Origin of the sequence: Aquitalea pelogenes (assembly GCF_001515305.1) — a bacterium.
GTDB lineage: Bacteria > Pseudomonadota > Gammaproteobacteria > Burkholderiales > Chromobacteriaceae > Aquitalea > Aquitalea pelogenes.
Map to the genome: position 1 here is coordinate 1 of NZ_LNQV01000001.1, position 17,237 is coordinate 17,237.

The window sequence follows — 17,237 nt, forward strand, 5'->3', positions numbered from 1 at the left end:
AGCCGGTGCCTTGCCCAGCAGCATGGCCAGCCGGTAGCGCGCGGCATCCCGCTGGGCCTGGTAGGCTGGCAGCGCGGCATTCACGCTGTCGCGCTGCGCCTGTGCCCGCAGCACATCGGTGGCGGTCATCCGCCCTGCACTGGCCAGACGGCGTGTCAGTTCCAGCTGCTTTTGCTGCAGGCCCAGCTGTTGCTGTACCACCTGATAACCATGGTTGGCCGAACAGATCTGCACATAGCTGCGTACGGTTTCGGCGGTAACGGTGATAGCAGCCAGGTCGCGCGCCGCCGCCACGGCCTCGCTATTGGCTTCTGCCGCCTGTTCGCCACGCTTGAGCTTGCCAAACAAATCCAGCTGGTAAGCCACACGAATGCCTTCGTCCCCCAGATTGGTCACCGGCAGCGGCTCTTCCAGCAGCATGCTCTGGCCCGATACGCGGGCGCGCTCGGCGGACGCGACACCGCCGCATGCGGGCCGGCTTCGGCATTGACTTCACTGGCTACCGCCAGCGCCTTTTGCAGATTGGCACTGGCCACGCGCAAATCGGTATTGGCGGCCCGGGCCTGTTCCACCAGCTGGTTCAGCACCGGGTCGTGATACAGCTGCCACCAGCGGCCGGCCACCGGCTGTGCGCTCGCCAGCTGGCCATCGGCATTGGCAAAACGGCCTTGTGCCGCCGGGCGCTGCATGGCGGCCTGCTCGGGCAAGTGGTAATCCGGGCCTACCGTGGTGCAGCCAGCCAGCACCGAGAGTGCCAGCAGGCTGACGGGATAAAAGCGTTTCACTGCTGGCCTCCCTTGCTGGACACCACGGCCACGGTGGCGGTACGACCGGCAATCATGCGGAAGTCGGCCGGAATTTCATCCAGCGTCACCCGTACCGGAATGCGCTGCGCCAGCCGCACCCAGTTGAAAGTGGGATTGACGTTGGGCAGCAGGCTGGCGCCGTTGCTGCGGTCGCGGTCTTCAATACCGGCGGCAATGCTTTGCACATGGCCGCGCAGCTTGTGCGACTGACCCATGATCTGGATTTCCACCGGCTGGTTTACTTGCACACGGTCCAGCTTGGTTTCTTCAAAGTAACCGTCCACATGGAAGGAATGCGCATCCACCATGGACAGCACGGGCTTGCCGGTGCTGACATAGTCACCCACACGCGGGGTGCGGTCGTTCAGGTAACCATCCACCGGGCTGCTCACCTCGGTGCGTTGCAGGTTCAGCCGGGCGACATCCAGCGCGGCGCTGGCGGCGGCAACATTGGCTTCGTCCTGCTGCACGCGGGCATCACTCTGTTCGACGTTTTCACGCGCCACCAGGTCGCTCAGGCTGTGATTGCGCGCAGCTTCGCGCTTTGCCTGCGCCAGTGCCGCCTTTTGCAGCACCAGTGCTGCTTCGGCCTGTTTCAGCGCCAGCGTGTAGCGGGCATGGTCGATGACAAACAGCACCTGCCCCCGTTTGACCAGCTGGTTGTCATGTACCCGCACCTCGGTAATCAGCCCGGAGACATCCGGCGCAATCTGCACCACATCGGCCCGTACATGGCCATCCCGTGTCCACGGTGCATTGGTGTAGTAATCCCACAAGTAGCGCCCCACCAGCACTGCAGCCACTACCGCAATCAGCGTCAGGGCCACCGGGCCCGCTTTTCCTGCCAGCTTTTTCATCATTACCATCCGCGAGTCAGCACGACGAATCCGCCGAGCACAATTACATACAAGGCCACGTTCAGCAGCGAACGGTGCCATACCAGTTTGTAGAAACCCAGCTGTCCCAGCACGGCGCGCAGCACGGCGGTGACGCCAAAGGCCAGCACCATCAGGATCAGCAGGCTGGGGAAATACACCCCGTAGATTTCGATTTCACCAATCACGGTGCAAGCTCTCCATGTTCCAGGGGCAAGGGGGCTGCCGGGGCAAAACTGCCGGCAGCGGGAAACAGCGTGATGCGCAGTTCCACCAGCGCGTTAAGCACGGTCAGCACAGCGTGACTGCTGCGCTGGCCGCTGCCCAGTACCTGCCGCAGCGCAGCATCAATGTGTTGCAGCAGGCGGTCATCCGTTCTGGGGGCATGGCGCAAGGCCAGCGCCTGACGGTAATGCACGGCCACATCGTCCAGCACCTTCTGCACACCGGCCCCGGCGCTATCCGGCAGCTTGTTTTCATCCCGTTGCAGGTGCAACACGCTGAAGCCGGTACGCAGTTCGCTGAACACCAATGGCAGCTGGTCATGCCCGTTGGCTGCCAGGCGGGGAATCAGCTGGCCCAGCCGGTCCAGCATGCGAGCGGTGAGTTGCGGGTAGTCACCCAGACCGCGACCCGATGCCATGCGGGCCAGGTCGTGCCAGCTGGCGCGGCGCAGGCGGCGGATGGCCAGTTCGATGCCGAAGGGGCGGACCAGCAGGCTGAACAGCAGGGCGAAGGACACCCCCACCACCGTGGCGACGTTGCCGTTGAAGAAGGCGGTGAAGTCGGTATCGTAAGCGCCTTGCAGGCTGAGGAAGGTGGCGGTGTTCACCGTCAGCATCATGGCGATCATGGTGAATTGCGGCCGGGTGAACAGCGTGCCCACCAGCAAGAACGGGATGGCCAGCATGGCCACCAGCATTTCAAAGGTATAGGCAGCCGGAATCACCATGAACAACAGCACCGTGGTCAGCACGATGCTGACCAGCGCCCAGATCAGGAAGGTGCGCATCATCGGCGCGGGCTCATCCAGCGCGGCAAAGAAGCAGGAGGCAATGGCCGCCATGATGACCGCACCGGAACCATCGGTCCAACCCAGCTGTATCCACAGCTGCGAAGCAATGAAGATGGCTGCCGAGGCTTGCAGCGAGGAAAACGCCACCATGCCGTAGTCGAAATGGCGGGCGGTACCACCCACCGGCCAGTGACGGTAGGCCGGTTTCCAGCTGAAAGTGGGGTGTTCTTCAGCCAGCAACTGCTGCAGCAGGCGGCAGTCCAGCCACAGGTTGATCAGCGACTGCAATCGCGCCAGCGCATGGGCCAGCAACAGCGACTGCCAGTCATCGCCACTTGCCATCTCCTGCTTGAGGCTGGCGAGGTCGCGCTGCAAACCCGGCACCGCCTTGCGGCACGCCTCCAGCCGGGGTTCGGCCATCCACTCGGCCACCCGCTGCATCAACACGCGCAAGCCTTCCGGCACACTTTCCCCCTGCTGCACCAGCGCCTGCCGGGTTTCGGTCAGCGAGGACAGAATGGGCAGCAACATGCTCATGCGGCCACGCAGCTCGCGCGCGTTCTTTACCATGGCAAAGCTGGTGGTGTCGTAGGACAAGTGGGAGATGAACTGGTCCAGCGCCAGAATATCCGCTGCCAGCTTGTGACGGCTGGCATGCATGGCCATCGGTTTGTCCTGCGCGCTCGTGGCGCCATCCGGCAAGGCCAGCAACTCCCCGGCCCAGCTGCGGGCGTCCTGCATCCAGCTGTCGATCCTTGCCGAAATGATGGGAGCCACCTTGCCCGGCCACAGCAAGGCAGAAACAACGCTGGCACAGACAATGCCCAGCAGGATTTCCTCGCTGCGCGCCAGCGCCACGTCAAAAATGCTTTCCGGGTTGTTCAGCGTCGGCAGTGCAATCATCGGCAAGGTGTAGGCCGACAGCATGAACAGATAGCTGCGCGGAGTGCGATCCAGCAGGGAAATGCTGAGCAGGCTGCCGGTCCACAAAGCCACGACCAGGCTGAGCAAGGTGGGTGCATTGACAAACAGGGGCAGCAGGATGACGGCGGCAGACGCCCCCAGCAAGGTGCCGCCAATGCGGTAAACCGCCTTGGAGCGGGTGGCACCGGTCAGCGGGTGGGACACCACGTACACGGTGGCCATGGCCCAGTACGGGCGCGGAAGCTCCAGCGCCATGGCAATGTACAAGGCCAGCATGGCCGCCAGGAAGGCCTTGGCCGAAAACAGCCAGTCACGCCAACTGGGCAGCTTCATGCTCTTTCCTGACCGGCCAGTGCCGCCAGTTCAGCCACCAGTTCCGGGCGCTGGTAGGCCGCATCTACCGCGGCAAACACTCGCAGGGTGGCTTGCAGGTCGTCCGGCGAAATGTCCTTGAAAACCAGCGCACGCAAGCGCACCAGCTCCACTTCTATCTTGTCGGTCAATGCCCTGCCCGCGTCGGTAAACCACAGGGTGTTGGAGCGGCGGTCCACCTTGTCCTTTTCGCGCCTTACCAGGCCATCGGCAGCCAGCTGGTCGATCACCCGCACCAGTGACGGCCCTTCGATGCCAATCTCCTCTGCCAGGGCAATCTGGTTGATTCCCTCTCCCAGCCGACCAATAAAGATAAGTGCGGTGGCACAAGGCGCGGTCAGGCCATGGCCGAATACCACGTCCTGCGAAATATGCCGCCATTTGCGCCCGGCCTGCATGATGGCGCTGGTAATACCTAACCGCAGTAAATCCACATTGTCCATAATGATTTGCATGTAAATGATTTGATTGCTAATCAATTATAGAAACAGCCGGGCATGGCGAGCAAGCAGTTTCTGCATGCCGGGCAAAAGTTCCTTGCCAATCACCACACATCCCCACCCGACTGAGGCGGCAAATAATGAAAAAAGCCCCGGAATCGGGGCTTTTGCAAAACGGCAACAAGGGCAGCACTGGCATCAGTCACGCCAGTGCTCATCACCACGCCAACCACGGTCATGCCAGCCGTGATCACGCCATTCACGCTCATGCCAATGGCGCTCACGTGCGCGCCAGTCATCATGCCAGTAAGCGGCGGGCGGCGGGCCGTAGCGCACCGGTGCCACATAGGCCACCGGCTGATACACCACCGGTGCCGGCGGCGGCGCACGGAAACGGCGCTCTTCATCACGCTGGTAGGCCAGGGCCGTGCCTACGCTACCACCCACGGCACTACCGATAATGGCCCCATTACGGCCACCGATGGACTGGCCAACGGCGGCACCGACCGCACCACCCACGGCACCACCCAGAATGGCAGAGGCATCTGCATGGGCCAGTGAGCTGATAGACAGCGCCAGCAGCGCCGGAACAAGGATTCGGGATTTCATGACTGGACCTCCAGTGCGTTGATACACACTCAGCTTATCCAGCCGCAGGTAACGGCGTGTAAAACAGTGTGAAGAAGCTTTGCAAAATCACCAGTCCGACAACTTTGCTCACATCTGGGCCAGGCGGTAAACATGCCCGGTTCCGCATCACATCGCACAGCCGCAACCATGCCAAACAGCTATAATGCGCATTTTCCGGCTGCACCCCACCATCATGCGTCACAGCTTCCCGCGTAAAATGCTGTTCCTGAGCAGCCTGGTCTTTGCTGCCCTGCTGTTTGGCACTTCCGGCTACATGCTGATCGAGGACTGGAGCTTTTCCGACAGCCTGTTCATGACGGTGATTACCCTGGCCACCATCGGCTATGGCGAAACGCACAACCTCTCACTGGAAGGCCGTTACTTCACCATCGCGCTGATCGTGTTCGGCACCGGTGTGGTGGGTTATGGCATTTCCTCGCTCACCCTGATGCTGTTTCAGGGCGACCTGCCGCTTTATCTGAGACGAAAGAAAATGGAAAAACTGATTGCCCGCATGCAGGGCCACACCATTATTTGCGGCCTCAGCCATACCGGCCGTTATGCGCTGGAAGAACTGCTCAGCACCCAGCACCAGATCGTGGTGATAGAACGGGACGAAGCCAATACCGGCATGCTGCAGGAGCTGGACGTGCCATTTATTGTTGGCGATGCGGCAGAAGACGAAAACCTGTGCGCCGCAGGCATCACCCGCGCGCATGCGCTGATTTCCTGTCTGAGTGCCGATGCAGAAAACGCCTTCGTGGTGGTGACAGCCAAAAGCCTGAACAACAAGATTCTGGCCGTGGCCAAGGCAGAGAATGAAAGTTCGCGCAAGAAGCTGCTGGCCGTGGGTGCCGACAATGTGGTGATCCCATCCCACCTGGGCGGCATGAACATGGCCAATATCGTGGCCCACCCGGAAACCCTGCACTTCTTTGAACACCTGCACCACCGCTACCCGAATCAGTTTCGCGCGCAGGTGCATGTGCTGGACGAACGCTGGGAAGGCCTGCCGCTGGAGCGCTTCCTGAAAGAGGGCTTCGATGGCAAGGCCATGGTGATTGCACTGGAACGCAGCCCGGGCGAGGTGGAGTTCTCTCCCGGCCCGGAAATCATCATGCACAGCGGGGAATCATTGCTGCTGATCAGCACGCAGAACCCGGCCAGCTAAGCGCGCAGCTCAGGGTTCAGTGCGTGCCGTTGGCTGCGGCAGCGGCCTCACGCGCAGCGGCCGCTGAACGGTCCTGGGTAATGCCGGAATACAGCCACTGGCGGAAATGGTTCAGCGTCATCGGCTTGCCGAAATAAAAACCCTGCAACAACTGGAAACCCTTTACCGACAGGTAGTTCTGCTGCCCCTGGGTTTCCACGCCCTTCACGATCACCTGCACACCCAGCTGGCGCGAGGTGAGCAACAAGCCATCCAGGATATTGGCCTTGAAACTGTCCTTGCCCAGGGCCGAGACATAGCCCTTTTCCACTTTCAGGTAATCAAAACCCCAGCGCCGCAGGTAATTGCGGTCGGCATGCCCCAGGCCAAAATCGTCCAGCGCCAGCTTCACCCCCAACTGGCGCAAGTCCTGCACCACGCGGTGTGTGACCTGATGCTCGGGCAAGGGAAAGCGCTCGGAAACCTCCAGCACCAGTACGGCCTTCTTCTCGCGCAATACCGCCAGCAGCAGTTTGCAGTCTTCCACCAGGTCCGGCATGCCAAGGTGCTCGGCGGCAATATTCACCCCCACCATGAAACCCGGCGGCAGCGCCACCGGCTTGAGCTCCTTGCTGACCCGGCGTAGCAGGTAGCGCGTCAGCGGTACGATCATGCCGGCATCTTCCGCCGCCGGGATGAACAGATCGGACCGCACCGCCCCTTGCACCGGATGACGCCAGCGCGCCAGCACTTCCACCCCGACACACTCGCCCGATTCGGCGGTGACAATCGGCTGGTAGTGGGTAAAGAATTCGCGATTGCGTATGCCCTGGGCAATCTCCCAGGAACTGGTGTTGCGTGCCAGCTTGCGCCGCATCAGCGCCCAACCGAGCACCACACCGGCAGCCAGGGCCAGCAGCATGGTATCCAGCCGGTGCAGCAAGGAGCGCTGCAACACCGTCCCCCAGCCTTCCTGCACCACCACATCCAGCGCGCCACCGGACAGGCTTTGCCGATGCAGCAGGCCGCTATCCGGCACTGCGCCCACCTCGGCCACGCCATCTGCCAGGCTCAGGTATTGCGTGCCCCACACCAGCCCCACCTGCACCCCGCGGGTCCGGGTTTGCAGTTGCTCCAGCAGCGGCACGGCATTCAATTCCAGCACACTGTGACCATTGGCATGATGTGTCAGCACCAGGCCGTAGCCGCCACCCGGCACCTGTTGCAGCGACAGTGGCTGGGCGGGTACTGCCTCGGTACGGGATGGATTCGCGCTGCAACGGCGACCATCCGCCCATTCACGCATGGCATGGCGGGCATGCGGCACGGATTGCACAATGGCGGCCAGCCCTGCCGACGCTGCCATGCAGCCGGCTTCTGCAGGAATGCCATCCATGCGCGTCAACGCCATCTCACCTTGCGTCAGCTGCAATTCCAGCTGGCGTGCCGCGGATTCAGCCTGCCACTGCAGCTCGGATTTCTCCTGCACGATGGTTGCCAGCAATGCCAGCAGCCAGCCCGACAACAGGCACAGCGACACCGCGACGGTGTAAATCACCGCCGGTCTGGCAGACAAAACATGGCGCGACCACCACACACTCACCCGCTTAAGCATTCAATTAATCCAGTCACCATACTGTTTACGCCCGGGCAAGCAGCACACATACCTGCCGTGCCGTTGCCCTGCTTAATAGTCATCATAGCTGCTAATCCCCCTAACCCAAGGCAGGAAGGCGGCAAGGATACCCGCGGAAGCCATGCCGGGAAAGCCTGTTTTTCCTGCATGGATGGCCGGCAAATAATGACAAACGCAAAGCGCAGTGTAACGCAGTAAAGAAGGCCTGTAGTGCATCTCGTACAAATCGCGCGCCAGATCACCTGCTCACACAGTCCGCACCGACAGGCCAGAATGCAAAAACCCGGCAGCGCAGGGTTCGGGATGATGCGGTCGGCCAGATCAGCCGTAGTGACAAACGTAGTGCAGGGTTTCCAGCACTTCAATCTGGAAAGAGCTGTCAGCCGGCACATTGAAGCTTTGACCGCCTTCGTAGCTGATGGCCTCGTTACTACCTGCCAGCGTGATGCGGCACTTGCCTTCCAGCAGTTCCATGATTTCCGGCGCACCGGTATTGAACAGCAGCTTGGACGGCAGAATCACCCCAACCGACTTGCTGGTGCCATCTGCCAGCGTGATACTGTGGCTGACACACTTGCCATCAAAGTAAACATTGGCGCGCTTGGCGACGCTGACGTTTTCAAACTGATCCATGATCATCCTTTGTGTGTGTTTTTGTTATCAACAATAAATTGATCGGCTAGGATACCGGATTCCTGTCTGGCGGCAAGATGCAAACCGCCAACTTTACACTTACCGAGCCAACCGATCCGGAGTGGACACTCATGAGCATTCTCCAGCGCGGCAGCATGCTGCTGGCAGCCATCATGCTAAGCGCCTGCACCACCATGGCAGACCGCCTGCAAGGCAGCATTACGCCGCCTCCCGGCTATGGCTATGTCATTGCCTCCCTGACCGCCAAGGCCTTTGACCAGGATTCTGCCAACGTCGGCCTGCATATCCAGGACCAGAACGGTGACACCATCGCCAACAGCCGTGCCAGCATGAATACCGATACGGTTTTTGGTGAGGAAGGCATGAGCCCGGTGGATGGAAAACTGTTGTTGCTGGCCCTGCCACCCGGCCACTACCAGGCATCCGACGCCTGGGGCAACTGGATAGAGGAATCCGGCTGGGGCAGCCAGTGGCGCTCGGTCACCCTGCCCATCCATGCCGGCTTTGACGTCACGGCAGGAAGCAGCACCTATCTGGGGGAAGTGTTTCTGGACCTGTCGATGCGGCCGGAACTCCGGCTGAGCAATCAGCAAAAACGTGACTTCGGCCACATGCGTCGGGTATGGAAGGTAAACAATCTGTCCGACATCCGGATCAAGCCGCTGCAAAAAGACTCCGCCTTGCCGGCAGCGTCGGCTGCCAGCCATTGACTACCCCAAACGTGAGGTCCACAAGCGGGTGAGATAAGCCGGTTTCACTGCTGCGGTGGCCGCAGCCACCGGCTCCACCACCCGGTAGGCAGGCTGGCGACTGTCCCGCAGCAGGACATCGGCGTAAGGTGGGCCATCCACCTTGCGCAATGCTGCCACGCGCGGCTGGTTTGCCTTTTCCCCGCTATGGGTCACCACACCGATTTCATGACTGGCCAGCCGGACAAAACTGCCCGGCGGATAAATCCCCATTTCCTTGATCAGCAAGGACACCATTGCCGGCGGAAACTGCCCCAGCTCGCCGCGAAACAGGCTGGCCATCACCTGGGACGGCAACAGCGCGGCATCGCTGTAAAACTGCTCGCACAGCAAGTCCACCAGCCCCAGCAAGCGGGCATCCGGATGAATTTCATCCGCATGCAAACCGGCCGGATAACCCTGCCCGTCGTCCTGCTCGTGATGGGTTTGCACCAGCAGGTGCCAATGCTCATCCGTCACGCCAGCCTCGCGCAAAATGGCAGAACCCAATACCGGGTGGGCCACCATTTCCTCCTGCTGCGGCAAGCTCATGGGCTGACGCTGGCTGGCCAGCTGGTTCAGCAACTGGCTGATTGCCACATTCATCGACAGGCCGGCACCGACCAGGCTTTTCAGCCTTGCTGGCTCCATGCCCTGCCGTCGCCCCAGCAGCGCCAGCAAGGTCGCCACCCGGAAGCTGTGCGACTTGACCGGCAGCAGAAACAGTGACGCCAGCATGCCATCGCGAAAACGCTGGGTCAGTTGTATCAGCTCTTCAGCCATGTCCTCCAGCCTGCCGGCGAGCCCCGGCACGGCCAAGCCGTGCAACAGCACCGCTTCCAGCCGTCCGGCCATGAACCCTGCCTCCACCAGCGGGTTTTTCGGGCTGCTGGCCGCGGCTTCGCGTTCACGCTGGGCGGCGCGGTCCAGCCGCTCCCGCTCCAGGCGCACCTCCACCTCTTCCACATCGCCATGCGCCACATCCATCAGGCGTTCGCGCTGCTCGGGGGTCAGGACGTAATGACCCTTCTTCAGCAGCAAAAAGCCGTTCTTGGCATAAACATCGACCGGGACTTGCTCACCCACGCGCAAAAAACGGCCGGGCAGCTTGATTCTGGAAGGAGGCTGGGACATGGTGATGACTGGAAACACGAATCTGGACTACAGTTTAGTCAAATAGCCGCCGACACGCCGACAATGCGCACGCCAAAGCAACTGGAGAGCGGCATTGTCGCCAAGCCCGTCACAAACCTCAAGCCCTGGGTGCCACCTCGGCACCCCACTCCGGAGGCAGCATTCCATGCATCGCTTTGACCCACCGCGTCGCAACTTTCTCAAAGAGGCACTGGCAACCGGCTTTGCCATGGCCGTACAGCCGATATCCGCCGCCGGCATCATCACGGACAGCCACGATCTGGATACCGGGCTGGCCGGCATTGCACTGGATGACGGCATACTGCCGGCCTATTTTGCCAAGCCACGTGTACAGTCAGGCAAGCTGCCGGTGATGCTGGTGGTTCAGGAAATATTTGGCGTGCACGAGCATATTCGCGATATCTGCCGCCGCCTGGCCAAACTGGGTTATCTCGCCATTGCGCCAGAGCTTTACTTCCGCCAGGGCAATCCGGCCGAAGCCAGCGACATCCCCACCATCATCAATACTATTGTCAGCAAGGTGGCGGATGCGCAGGTGCTGCAGGATCTGGACGCCACGCTCGCCTGGGCAAACCTGCATGGGGGCGATGCCAAACATGCAGCCATCACCGGTTTTTGCTGGGGCGGACGCATTACCTGGCTGTACGCCAGCCATAACCCGGATCTGAAAGCCGGGATTGCCTGGTATGGCAAGCTGACAGGCGAGCACGGCCCGCTGACGCCCAGTCAGCCGGTGGATATCGCCGCGAGCTTGAAAGTACCGGTGCTTGGACTGTACGGCGGCAAGGATGGCAGCATTCCGCAGGACAGCGTCAACAGCATGCGCCAGGCACTGGGCCAGGGACACAGCCATTCGGAAATCGTGGTTTACCCCGATGCCGGACATGCCTTCAATGCCGATTACCGACCGTCCTACAATGCCGCCGCTGCGCAGGACGGCTGGAAGCGCATGCTGGACTGGCTGGCCAGTCACGACATGAAGGCACGTTGAACCGCTTATTGGGCAGCCTGCTCCAGCATGCGGCGCAGTACCTGATTGAAAGGATCAAGCCAGGCCCGCTCGAACTGATCGTCCGCTGCGTTCAGTTCGGCGGCAGCACGCAGCATGGAACGGCGCTGGCCGCGGTGGGCGTGCTTGAGCATCACCGCTTCGAATGCATCCACCAAGGCCAGAATGCGTGCCCCCTGGCAGATTTCGCCCGCGACAAGACCATAGGGGTAGCCTTCTCCATCCGGTGTTTCATGGTGCTGCATCACCATCAAGGCAGCCTCCTCCCATCCCGGCATGCGGCCCAACAGGCCCGCCACCCAGGCCGGGTGCAGCACCATCAGCCGCCGTTCGTTGTCGCTGATGCTGCCGGTTTTCAGCCATAGTGCTTCTGGCAGGAACATCATGCCTACATCGTGCATGTAGATGGCCGCTTCCAGTTGCTCGGCATCCACCCAGTTGCCCGCCTGTCGATTCACCTCCAGCGCCAGTCTGAGATTACGCTCGGTCCGGCCGACGAATTCCGGCATGCGCTGCTCCAGCTGCAAGGCCAGGGTACGAAACAGCAGCATGTCCTGCTGCCGCGTCAATACCTTGCTGGCACCGGATGCAGTAGCCGCAGGGGCCTCGCGTTTGCCCTGTGCGCCCACCATCGCCGCCACCAGGCGCGCGCAGCTGGCCGTGACAGAAGGCGCCGGCAGGGTTTCCAGCGAACGCAAGGCTTCCAGCAGGGTTTGCATCTGCACCCGGTCCACCTGTCGCGCACTGGCGATCTGCCCCATCACCAGCTCTAGCCGGTCCAGCACCAGCAATAACACATCGCCCATCACTTCCTGATACACCAGCTCGCCGCTGCGCAAACGCGCCAGCAGCCCCTCCAGCGCGTGAGCATAGGGCACGACAAACATCACCCGGCACAAACCGGCATCCCCCTTGATGGTGTGCATCAGGCGGAACAAATCGCCAATCAGCGTGGCCGACTGCGGGTTCTGCCCCAACTGGGTAGCCAGACTTTCAATCTGGGGGGCATAGTCGGACAACACATCGCGGAAATCCTGAAAGCCTTCCGGGTCCTCCCGCACAAATTCCAATTGCGCTTCATCACTCATGACGTGCTCGCTGTATGGCCTGATGTCATTGCACTATAAATCATTCATTTGCAGGAAGTACCTGCAAATCCTTGCCCCCGGACAAACGTGGCGGCGTATCATGAGCCCTTTCCCAAACCAACACGAAGCCCCTGCCGTGACTACCCCGTTCAGCATCTTGCAAAAACAGATCGACTTCATTCTGGAAATCGACAAGCTCAAATCGTCTTGCGCAAGACCAAGCCGGTGGGGCTGGATCGCTATGAAAACTCTGCCGAACACAGCTGGCAGGTTGCCTTGCTCGCGCTCACCATGGCGGAACACGCACCGGTGAAGCTGGACCTGGACAAGGTCATCCGCATGTTGCTGATCCACGACCTGGGCGAAATCGATACCGGTGATGTGATTGTCTACGCCGCCACCGACAATGCCGAGCGCGAAGCCGAAGAACTGGCAGCCATGCGCCGTATCTGCGGCTTGCTGCCAGAACAGCAGGCTGCCGGGCTAGTGGAACTGTGGCAGGAGTTCGAAGCGCGCCAGAGCGCCGAAGCCCGCTTTGCCCGGGCAATGGACCGGCTGATGCCCATCCTGCTCAACCTGAACCGTCAAGGCCAGAGCTGGCGTGAAAACGGGGTCAGCAAGCAACAAGTGGTGTCCATGGCAGCCAGCAAGGTCAGCGATGGCTGCCCGCTGGCCGGCGAATGGCTGTTGCAGGCACTGGACCGGGCAGAAGCGCAAGGGTTTTTCGGCGCCTGAGACAGTACCATGCCGACGAAAACCATTTCCAAAACAATGTCTTTGGCATGACCGGCTTGGTGGACAGGGTCAGGATGTGCAGAAAATGCTTGCCAACCCGCACAACAATGGGCAGTATGCCTGCCTGCAGGATGCTCAAGTTGTGGATGTGTAGTTGTCGTAGTGGCATTTAGTCCGTACCTCAGTCGCCATTTCCCTTGAACTTCATGCGTTTTATCAACTTGCTCGTTTTGAGGATAAACAAAATGGCAACCGGTACCGTTAAGTGGTTCAACGACTCCAAAGGTTTTGGCTTCATCACTCCGGATGAAGGTGGCGATGACGTATTCGCTCACTTCTCCCAGATCAACGCCAAAGGCTTCCGCACCCTGGCCGAAAACCAGCGCGTAAGCTTCGACATCGTCGATGGCCCGAAAGGCAAACAAGCCTCCAACATCCAGCCGCTGTAATCTTTTTTAAAGATTACCCGCTGATAAAAACCCGGACTCGTCCGGGTTTTTTTGCTTTTGCGGCAGCCTGCCGCCCCCCATACCCCTTGCCCTGCGGAATCAGCACCATGCAAACGCCAAGCCACGAAGAAGCCATTGCCAGCACCCGCCTATGGCTGGAAAAAGCCGTCATCGGCCTGAATCTCTGTCCTTTTGCCAAGTCGGTTTACGTCAAGAACCAGGTTCGTATCGTTGTCAGCGATGCCACCGAGCCGGCTCAACTGGCAGAAGAACTGGCGCGCGAACTGCAGTTGCTGGCCGAAACCAGCCCGGAAGAAACCGATACCACCCTGCTGATTCATCCTTATGTGCTGCAGCGCTTTCTGGATTTCAACGAGTTTCAGGACATCGCCGACGCCATTGTGGCCGAGCTCGATCTGGACGGCGTCTTGCAGGTAGCCAGCTTTCATCCCAAGTTCCAGTTTGAAGGCACCGGCATCAACGACATCAGCAACTATACCAACCGCTCGCCCTGGCCTACCCTGCACCTGATTCGCGAAGCCAGTATCGATCGTGCAGTGGAAGCCTTCCCGGAAGCGGAAGCCATCTTCGAGAAGAACATCGACACCGTCACCCAACTGGGTGTGGATGGCTGGCAGGCACTGTTTGCCACCAAATCCTGAAGCCGACAATTCTTGCCTGACATCAGGCAACAGGGTAAAACAAGGCCTCATCCCCGCTTAATGCAAGGCATGCCCCACCATGCAGATGCTGCGTTTTACCCTGCCCTTGCTGGCCGGCTTGCTACTGACCGCATGCAGTAGCGAGCCAATCAAAAAGCCGGTAAAGGGTGAAGATTTCAACTCGGCAGAACTGGGCCAGACAGCCAGCAACCGCATGGCCAACCTGGCCATGCGCGACAATCTGGCCAGCCTGCAAACCTTGCTGGACAAACTCTACCGGCGCAACCCCGCCCAGTGGCGCAAAGGTGGCCATGACAGCCGCGAGACGGCCGTGCGCCAGATCATGCAGGCTATCCGGCTGAATCAGCCTCTGCCGCAACTGGGCAAAGTACGTTCCACTGCCGCACTCACCACCGCATTTGACCCGCAATTCGCTGGCGACCGCGCCGGCACCCTGGTGTTTGGTCTGGGCAGCATGCTGGTGGATGTCTACGGTGGCCGCACCGAGCTGTACCTGGTCCATGGCCTGAATGCCCAGCAACTGGAGAACGCTGCCTACAACGTGGAGGTGGCAGCCTGGCTGCTTGGACACCGTCAAAATGCCGATGGCAGCCCGATGTTGCTGGCCAATGAAATCAACCCGCAACAGCGCAATCTGTCATTCGAACGGGAAATGTCCAAGATCATGGCCAGACTGGAACTGCTTGCCGAAGTGTCCGATGAGAAGGTCCGTCGCAGCGCCATCGATTTTGGCCAATCCCTGCTGGCCGCACCGCTGCTGCAATTCATCCCGGTACAGGCCGCCACATCGGCAGTCCCCGCGCCCTGAATACCCCAGATGCAAAAAGCCCGCGGCAATCTGCCTGCGGGCTCATTTTTGTATGTCGCGGTACTTGTGCGACTAAGCACAGCGCAACATCCCTGGGACAAGGCGCAACGCCGCAACAGGACTTTTGAGCGGCGCTTATTGCTGATCCGGATACTTGCCGGTCTTGTCCTGGTAAAACGCGCGTATCCTGGGCATGTCCGCCTCGATATCACCGCAGGGATGGAACACCGGACCAAAACCGCACTCCTTGCGGGCATAGTCCATATAGGCCAGTACCACCGGCACCTGTGCGCCACAGGCAATGTGGTAAAAGCCGGTTTTCCATTCCTTTACCCGCTGGCGGGTTCCTTCCGGCGGAATGGCCACTACCAGCTTGTCGGAGCGCTGGTAAACCTCCACCATCTGCTGCACCAGCGAGTTGCTGCGACTGCGCCGCACCGGAATGCCACCCAACCAGCGCATGATCGGCCCCATCGGCCCCCAGAACAGCGTGTGCTTTCCCATCCAGTACAGCTTGGCGCGCAAGGCAAAGCAAACGCCCAGCGTCAGCGGGAAATCCCAGTTGCTGGTATGCGGTGCGGCAATCAGTACATATTTGGGCAGATCGGGAAATTGTCCTGCAATGCGCCAGCCGCGCAGACGCAACAGAAAAATGGACAAGGCGCGCATCAGGTCGCGCAGGATTGGCGTGTCGAAAATGGTGTAGTGCATGAATCCGGCAAGCGGCAGCACCACATGCAGGATGGCCGGCAGGCCTCCTGTCAGAGGCCTGCCTTGACGATGGAAAAAGCGGACTGTACCGGATATGGCCAAACGGGTAAATCACTATCACGCAAGCAGTTACCCATCAGCCAGATGGCAGGCTGGCTGCCCTCTGCAGGCATCAACCGCGCTGGAGGATTTCCTTCAAGTCTTTTTGCACATCCCAGTAAGTGACATCTGCATCGTAAACCCCCAGGCAAGTGGGTTTGGCGAGATATCGCTGGGCATTGCGGCTATCCATGGAGCAGAACAACAAGCGTTCTTTCTCCCAGATCACGATGCACTGGCCTTTTTTGGAAAGGCGGTCAATCAGGGTGCTGATCTGCTCGCTGATCACCCGTGCCGATAGATTGCTGGCTGGCTTGCCAGGTTTGGACAGTTCTGTTTTCATCTCTTCGGACAATCTTTTCAGGGTTGTTCAATGACGACTCACCCGACGTATTATCCTCAGCGCCAAAACAATACCTATCAGAAGTTTCGGAAAGATAGCCAGAACCTTTAACCGAAACACCGCCCTACCCCGTATTCAACAAACCGTCAGCCCACGTGCCGCAAAAACCGTCCGCGCTGCGTCCACTGCCGCAGCCGTAGGTGTTGGCGTCGCCGCCAGCGGATAGTGCAGCCCGAGCTGCGCCCACTTGTCAGCCCCCATCTGATGAAAGGGCAGCACTTCCACACGCTGCACGATACTGCCAAGACTGGCTGCGTAATCTGCCAGGCGGGCGATATCATCGGCACCATCTGTCAGCCCCGGAACCAGTACATATCGCAGCCATATCGGCTTGCCCAGCCGTTTCAGCCGCTGGGCAAAATCCAGCGTCGGCTGCAAGGCCTGGCCGGTAATTTCCAGATAACGCTGCGGGTCGCTGTGCTTGATGTCCAGCAACACCAGATCGACCTGGTCAAACCAGGCATCATCCACATTGGCATGCAGAAAGCCCTGGGTATCCAGCGCGGTGTGCAGGCCGTAGCGCTGCTTGATGGCGGTGAATAGCGCACCGACGAATTCCGCCTGCATCAACGGCTCGCCACCGGATACAGTCACGCCTCCGGCAAATTTGAGAAAGCCGGCATAAGGGGCGATTTCCGCCACTGCCTGCTCCACCGTCAGTTGGCGACCGGCATGCAGCTTCCAGGTGTCCGGGTTGTGGCAATACTGGCAGCGAAACTGGCAGCCGGACATGAAATAGACAAAGCGCATGCCTGGCCCGTCCACTCCGGCACCGCTTTCGGTGGAGTGGACGTAGCCGGTCAATTCCCCCTGACTGAGCGGGGCATGCACCACATGCTGCTGGGTCATGAATACTCCTGATGAAAA

21 protein-coding genes are annotated in these 17,237 nt (G+C 60.2%); 7 read left to right on the plus strand and 14 right to left on the minus strand.

Going from position 1 to position 17,237, the window contains the following annotated elements; all coding sequences use genetic code 11:
* The 7 genes from AWT75_RS00005 to AWT75_RS00035 all read right to left on the minus strand — a co-directional run.
* On the minus strand, positions 1-420 hold a 420-nt coding region (locus tag AWT75_RS00005; RefSeq protein WP_161937706.1), incomplete at its 3' end, for a TolC family protein.
* Positions 393-785 (minus strand): outer membrane factor lipoprotein domain-containing protein, encoded by a 393-nt coding sequence (locus tag AWT75_RS00010; RefSeq protein WP_062785855.1) that lies wholly within the window; start codon positions 783-785, stop codon positions 393-395. The genes AWT75_RS00005 and AWT75_RS00010, both read right to left, overlap by 28 nt.
* Positions 782-1,666, minus strand: a complete 885-nt coding sequence (locus AWT75_RS00015) for an efflux RND transporter periplasmic adaptor subunit (protein ID WP_231588783.1) — start codon at positions 1,664-1,666, stop codon at positions 782-784. The genes AWT75_RS00010 and AWT75_RS00015 overlap by 4 nt, the downstream gene beginning before the upstream one ends.
* Complete coding sequence (locus tag AWT75_RS00020) at positions 1,666-1,869, minus strand: DUF1656 domain-containing protein (RefSeq protein WP_045845065.1); 204 nt, start codon at positions 1,867-1,869, stop codon at positions 1,666-1,668. The genes AWT75_RS00015 and AWT75_RS00020 overlap by 1 nt, the downstream gene beginning before the upstream one ends.
* Entirely contained in the window at positions 1,866-3,953 is a 2,088-nt protein-coding gene (locus AWT75_RS00025; protein WP_062785860.1) for an FUSC family protein, read from the minus strand. The genes AWT75_RS00020 and AWT75_RS00025 overlap by 4 nt, the downstream gene beginning before the upstream one ends.
* Positions 3,950-4,447: a MarR family winged helix-turn-helix transcriptional regulator gene (locus AWT75_RS00030; protein ID WP_239689397.1), complete on the minus strand. Its 498-nt coding sequence runs from the start codon at positions 4,445-4,447 to the stop codon at positions 3,950-3,952. Before AWT75_RS00030 ends, AWT75_RS00025 begins: the two co-directional genes overlap by 4 nt.
* A 183-nt stretch (positions 4,448-4,630) precedes the next feature.
* Positions 4,631-5,041: a glycine zipper domain-containing protein gene (locus AWT75_RS00035; RefSeq protein WP_045845067.1), complete on the minus strand. Its 411-nt coding sequence runs from the start codon at positions 5,039-5,041 to the stop codon at positions 4,631-4,633.
* 184 nt (positions 5,042-5,225) lie between these two features.
* Between AWT75_RS00035 and AWT75_RS00040 the strand changes: the two genes are divergently transcribed.
* Positions 5,226-6,233, plus strand: a complete 1,008-nt coding sequence (locus tag AWT75_RS00040; protein WP_239689398.1) for a potassium channel family protein — start codon at positions 5,226-5,228, stop codon at positions 6,231-6,233.
* 16 nt (positions 6,234-6,249) lie between these two features.
* Here the strand turns inward: AWT75_RS00040 and AWT75_RS22455 are convergent, their stop codons facing one another.
* Complete coding sequence (locus tag AWT75_RS22455) at positions 6,250-7,827, minus strand: EAL domain-containing protein (protein ID WP_239689399.1); 1,578 nt, start codon at positions 7,825-7,827, stop codon at positions 6,250-6,252.
* 342 nt (positions 7,828-8,169) lie between these two features.
* Positions 8,170-8,481, minus strand: a complete 312-nt coding sequence (ppnP, locus tag AWT75_RS00050; protein WP_062786251.1) for a pyrimidine/purine nucleoside phosphorylase — start codon at positions 8,479-8,481, stop codon at positions 8,170-8,172.
* A 131-nt stretch (positions 8,482-8,612) separates the two neighbouring features.
* Between ppnP and AWT75_RS00055 the strand changes: the two genes are divergently transcribed.
* Positions 8,613-9,212: a hypothetical protein gene (locus tag AWT75_RS00055; RefSeq protein ID WP_062785866.1), complete on the plus strand. Its 600-nt coding sequence runs from the start codon at positions 8,613-8,615 to the stop codon at positions 9,210-9,212.
* Here AWT75_RS00055 and AWT75_RS00060 read toward each other — a convergent pair whose 3' ends face one another.
* Positions 9,213-10,364 (minus strand): HD-GYP domain-containing protein, encoded by a 1,152-nt coding sequence (locus AWT75_RS00060; RefSeq protein ID WP_062785874.1) that lies wholly within the window; start codon positions 10,362-10,364, stop codon positions 9,213-9,215.
* 166 nt (positions 10,365-10,530) lie between these two features.
* Between AWT75_RS00060 and AWT75_RS00065 the strand changes: the two genes are divergently transcribed.
* Complete coding sequence (locus tag AWT75_RS00065; protein ID WP_062785878.1) at positions 10,531-11,376, plus strand: dienelactone hydrolase family protein; 846 nt, start codon at positions 10,531-10,533, stop codon at positions 11,374-11,376.
* A 5-nt stretch (positions 11,377-11,381) separates the two neighbouring features.
* Here the strand turns inward: AWT75_RS00065 and AWT75_RS00070 are convergent, their stop codons facing one another.
* Positions 11,382-12,482, minus strand: coding sequence for an HD-GYP domain-containing protein (locus tag AWT75_RS00070; protein ID WP_062785884.1), 1,101 nt, complete (start codon positions 12,480-12,482; stop codon positions 11,382-11,384).
* A gap of 207 nt (positions 12,483-12,689) precedes the next feature.
* Between AWT75_RS00070 and AWT75_RS00075 the strand changes: the two genes are divergently transcribed.
* The 4 genes from AWT75_RS00075 (at position 12,690) to AWT75_RS00090 (ending at position 15,157) form a co-directional block, all read left to right on the plus strand.
* Complete coding sequence (locus tag AWT75_RS00075) at positions 12,690-13,217, plus strand: HD domain-containing protein (RefSeq protein WP_239689400.1); 528 nt, start codon at positions 12,690-12,692, stop codon at positions 13,215-13,217.
* A gap of 245 nt (positions 13,218-13,462) precedes the next feature.
* Entirely contained in the window at positions 13,463-13,666 is a 204-nt protein-coding gene (locus AWT75_RS00080; RefSeq protein ID WP_045845074.1) for a cold-shock protein, read from the plus strand.
* A 107-nt stretch (positions 13,667-13,773) separates the two neighbouring features.
* Positions 13,774-14,328: a DUF1415 domain-containing protein gene (locus tag AWT75_RS00085; RefSeq protein ID WP_045845075.1), complete on the plus strand. Its 555-nt coding sequence runs from the start codon at positions 13,774-13,776 to the stop codon at positions 14,326-14,328.
* Positions 14,329-14,407: 79 nt separating this feature from the next.
* A complete protein-coding gene (locus AWT75_RS00090) occupies positions 14,408-15,157 on the plus strand; it encodes a hypothetical protein (RefSeq protein ID WP_045845076.1) in 750 nt (249 codons plus the stop codon).
* Between the two features lie 135 nt (positions 15,158-15,292).
* On the opposite strand, the gene AWT75_RS00095 is transcribed toward AWT75_RS00090, so the two are convergent.
* The 3 genes from AWT75_RS00095 to pflA all read right to left on the minus strand — a co-directional run bounded on the left by AWT75_RS00095 (position 15,293) and on the right by pflA (position 17,219).
* Positions 15,293-15,868: a lysophospholipid acyltransferase family protein gene (locus AWT75_RS00095; protein ID WP_062786254.1), complete on the minus strand. Its 576-nt coding sequence runs from the start codon at positions 15,866-15,868 to the stop codon at positions 15,293-15,295.
* A gap of 172 nt (positions 15,869-16,040) precedes the next feature.
* Positions 16,041-16,310: a hypothetical protein gene (locus tag AWT75_RS00100; protein ID WP_045845077.1), complete on the minus strand. Its 270-nt coding sequence runs from the start codon at positions 16,308-16,310 to the stop codon at positions 16,041-16,043.
* Positions 16,311-16,445: 135 nt separating this feature from the next.
* Positions 16,446-17,219 carry a pyruvate formate-lyase-activating protein gene (gene pflA, locus AWT75_RS00105; RefSeq protein WP_062785887.1) on the minus strand — a complete coding sequence of 258 codons (774 nt, stop codon included), beginning with the start codon at positions 17,217-17,219 and terminating at the stop codon, positions 16,446-16,448.
* Positions 17,220-17,237: the final 18 nt, after the last annotated feature.